This window comes from Microbacterium sp. K41, assembly GCF_004794395.1.
In the GTDB taxonomy this organism is placed as follows: Bacteria; Actinomycetota; Actinomycetes; order Actinomycetales; family Microbacteriaceae; genus Microbacterium; species Microbacterium sufflavum.
Map to the genome: position 1 here is coordinate 1 of NZ_SSDO01000407.1, position 440 is coordinate 440.

1 protein-coding gene is annotated in these 440 nt (G+C 73.6%); it reads right to left on the bottom strand.

Features of this window, described 5'->3' with window-relative positions:
• The coding region (locus tag DW309_RS12755) for a biotin/lipoyl-containing protein (RefSeq protein WP_342590377.1) at window positions 1–414 on the bottom strand (414 nt) is incomplete at its 3' end.
• Between the last annotated feature and the right edge of the window lie 26 nt (window positions 415–440).

A 440-nucleotide genomic window follows, 5' to 3' on the forward strand; every position in this document is an offset into this window, starting at 1 on the left:
CGCGGCCTGCGGCGCGGCAGGTGCCTCGGTGGCGGCAGGCTGGGCAGCGCCGGAACCGACGCGGGCCAGGACGGCGCCGACCGCGATGGTCTCGTCCTCGGCCGCGACGATCTCCTGGAGCACGCCGGCGACGGGCGAGGGGATCTCCGTGTCGACCTTGTCCGTCGAGATCTCCAGAAGAGCCTCGTCGACCTCGACCGAGTCACCGACCTGCTTGAGCCAGCGGGTGACCGTTCCCTCGGTGACGCTCTCGCCGAGCTCGGGGAGCACGATGTCGGTGGCGTCACCGGACGGCGCAGCCTCGGCGGCGGGAGCGGGAGTCTCGGCCGCAGGAGCCTCGGCCGGAGCCGGCGCTTCAGCAGGAGTCTCGGTCGCGGCAGGGGCCTCGGCAGGGGCGAGTCGGATCGCGGTCATGGTCGCCTCGGTCCCCGTGGACACCA